This window comes from Actinosynnema sp. NPDC023794 (assembly GCF_040639675.1).
Lineage (GTDB): Bacteria > Actinomycetota > Actinomycetes > Mycobacteriales > Pseudonocardiaceae > Actinosynnema > Actinosynnema luteola.
Genome location: NZ_JBFAFR010000092.1, coordinates 1 through 3,383 on the forward strand (window position 1 = coordinate 1; position 3,383 = coordinate 3,383).

At 74.2% G+C, this 3,383-nt stretch carries 1 protein-coding gene; it reads right to left on the minus strand.

The window, feature by feature from the left end; translation table 11 throughout:
* Window positions 1-3,383: type I polyketide synthase (locus AB0H12_RS45125; RefSeq protein ID WP_499632937.1), on the minus strand; the 3,383-nt coding region annotated here is incomplete at both ends.

Here is a 3,383-nt window from a genome sequence, read left to right on the forward strand (position 1 = left end):
CTGCCGAATCACCCGCTCCTGCGACGGCCCGTTCGGCGCAGTCAACCCGTTCGACGCCCCATCCTGGTTCACCGCCGAACCCGCCACCACCGCCAGCACCTGGTGGCCGTTGCGGCGGGCGTCCGACAGGCGTTCCAGCAGCACCAGACCCGCACCCTCGGACCAGCTCGTGCCGTCGGCCGCGTCGGCGAACGACTTGATCCGGCCGTCCGCCGCCAGACCGCGCTGCCGGGAGAACTCCACGAACCCGGACGGCGTCGCCATCACCGTCACGCCACCGGCCAGCGCCAGCGTGCACTCCCCCGACCGCAGCGCCTGCGCCGCCAGGTGGATCGCCACCAGGGACGACGAGCACGCCGTGTCCACCGACACCGCCGGACCTTCCAAGCCCAGCAGGTACGACACCCGCCCGGACGTCACGCTCGTCGCCGTGCCGGTCGACAGATAACCCTCCAGGTCGGGCGACTGGGCCCCGGAGCCGTACCCGGACGACCAGATGCCGGTGAACACACCCGTCCGGCTGCCCCGCAACGACGTCGGGTCGATCCCCGCGTGCTCGAACACCTCCCACGCCGTCTCCAGCAACACCCGCTGCTGCGGATCCATCGCCAACGCCTCACGCGGCGAGATCCCGAAGAAATCGGCGTCGAACTCGGCCGCCTCACGGAGGAATCCACCCGAACGCGTGTAGCTGGTGCCGGGTCCGCCCGCCGGGTCGTAGAGCTTGTCCAGGTCCCACCCGCGATCGCCCGGGAAGTCGCCGATCGCGTCGACACCGTCGGCGACCAGCCGCCACAGGTCCGCCGCCGAGCCGACGCCGCCCGGGTACCGGCACGCCATCCCGACCACCACGACCGGGTCGTCCCCACCGGCCACGGCGACGGGCGCGACGGCGCGCCGTTCCCGGCCGAGCAGGAGTCCCCGCAGGTGGGTGGCCAGCGCGAACGGCGTCGGGTGGTCGAACGTCAGCGTGGCGGGCAGCTTCACGCCCAGCGCCGCGGCCAGTCGGTTGCGCAGCTCCACCGCCGTCAACGAGTCGAACCCGAGATCCCGGAACGCCCGGTGCGCGGCGACCCCGTCCGTGCGCCCCAGCACCACGGCGGTGTGCGTGCCGACCAGGTCGAGCACGACGGTGTGCTGTTCGGCCTCGGACAACGACGCGAGCCGCCGCGCCAAGTCGGTGTCGGCGATCCGACGCGCCCGCCGCGTCAACCCGCGCAACGACGGCGCGGTGAGGTCGAGCCGGGCGGGCACCACCGCGGGCGCGCCGTCGGCCAGCGCCGAGTCGAACAACGCCAACGCGTGCTCGGTCGACATCGGCACGATCCCGGAGCGCTCCAAGCGGCGCTGATCGGCCTCGGTGAGGTGACCGGTCAGGCCGCTGGCCTGCTCCCACTGCCCCCACGCCAGCGACACGGCGGGCAGGCCCAGGACCTGCCGGTGGGAGGCGAGGGCGTCCAGGAAGGCGTTGGCGGCGGCGTAGTTGCCCTGCCCCGCGCCGCCGAGCACCCCGGCGGCCGAGGAGAACAGCACGAACGCGCTCAGGTCGAGGTCACGGGTCAGCTCGTGCAGGTGCCAGGCGGCGTCCACCTTGGGCCGCAGCACGTCGTGCAGGCGTTCGGGGGTCAGCGACGTCACCACGGCGTCGTCCAGCACACCCGCCGCGTGCACGACCGCGCACAGGTCGGGGATCGTGGCGAGCACGTCGGCGAGCGCGGCCCGATCGGTCACGTCGCACGCGACCACCGACACGTCCGCGCCCTCGATCTCCACCTCACCGCCACGACGGCCGATCAGCACCAGTCGCCGGACGCCGTGCCGTGCCACGAGGTGCCGGGCCACCAGGACGCCCAGCGTGCCCGTGCCGCCGGTGATCAGCACCGTGCCGTCCAGGTCGAGCGCGCGAGGCGAGCCCGGCGCGCGGTCGAGCCGCGGCGCGAGCACGGCGTCACCGCGGACCGCCACCTGGAACTCGTCGGCCGGCACGCGGACCTCGCCGTCGTGGTCCACGTCGACCAGGGCGAACCGGCCGGGGTGCTCGGCCTCGGCGGCCCGCACCAAACCCCAGACCGCGGCGGCGGCGAGGTCGGTCACCTCACCGGGGCCGGCCGCGCCACGCGTGGCGATCGCGAGCTTCCCGTCCTCCGAGGTGCGCAGGAAGTCCTGGAGGACGGCCAACGTCTCGGCGACCAGGGTGTGCGCGGCTTGCACCGGGTCGGCACTCTGCGCGCTGACCACGTGGTGCACGGCGGCGTCCTCGAACGAAGGCGTCACCGGGACCCAGTCGAGGCGGAACACCCGGTTGTCGCGGGTCCGGAAGTCCGCCGTCATCGGCCGCACGGCCAGCGCGTCCACCACGGCCACCGGCTCACCCGCATCCGTGGTCAGCAAGACCCGGTAGGTGTCGGGCCCGGTCGGCGTGAGGCGGACGCGCGCCGCCGTCACCCCCGTCTTCAGCACCGCGACGCCGGCGAACGAGAACGGCAGCCGACCCGCCGCGACCAGCGTGAGCGGCTGCAACGCGGCGTCCAGCAACGCGGGGTGCAGGCCGAAGCCGTCACGGGTGTCCAGGGCGACCTCGGCGTACAGCTCGTCACCGTGCCGCCACACCGCCCGCACGCCCTCGAACGCCGGGCCGTAGTCGTAGCCCTGGGCCGCGAGGTCGTCGTAGAAGCCGGTGAGGTCGACCGGTTCGGCGTCCGAGGGCCACTCCAGCGGATGTGACGCGGGCGGGTCGACGCCGAGGGTGCCGGTGGCGTGCCGGATCCAGTCGCCGTCGCGCCGGGAGTGGATGGCGACCGCCGTGCCGTCGACCACGACCTGGACCAGCACGGGGTCCTGCGCGGGCAGCACCATCGGGGCTTCCAACAGCAACTCGGCCAGCGCGTGCCGACCGACCTGGGCGCCCGCGCGGAGGGCGAGTTCCACGAAACCGGTGCCCGGCAGCAGGACCGAACCGTGGATGGCGTGATCGGCCAGCCACGGCTGGGTGGCCGTGGACAGCCGCCCGGTGAGCACGACTCCCTGCCCTGCCGCGAGTTCCACGGCCGCGCCGAGCAGGGGGTGGTCGGTCGGGTCGAGACCGGCCGCGGTCACGTCGGCCGACCCCGGCACGGGAGCCAGCCAGTAGCGGTCGTGCTGGAACGGGTAGGTGGGCAGGTCGACGTGACCGGCGGCGGGCCGGGGCCAGTCGACGTCCACCCCGGCGACGAACAGCCGTGCCGCTGCGGTGGTGAAATCGCCCCGGTCGCGGCGGAGGGTGCCGGTGGCGAGCGGGACGTCCAGGGTGGGCACCAGCACCGGGTGCGGGCTGACCTCGATGAACACGTCGTGCCCGCCGGCCGTCAACGCCTCCACGGCACGGTCGAACCGCACCGGCTCCC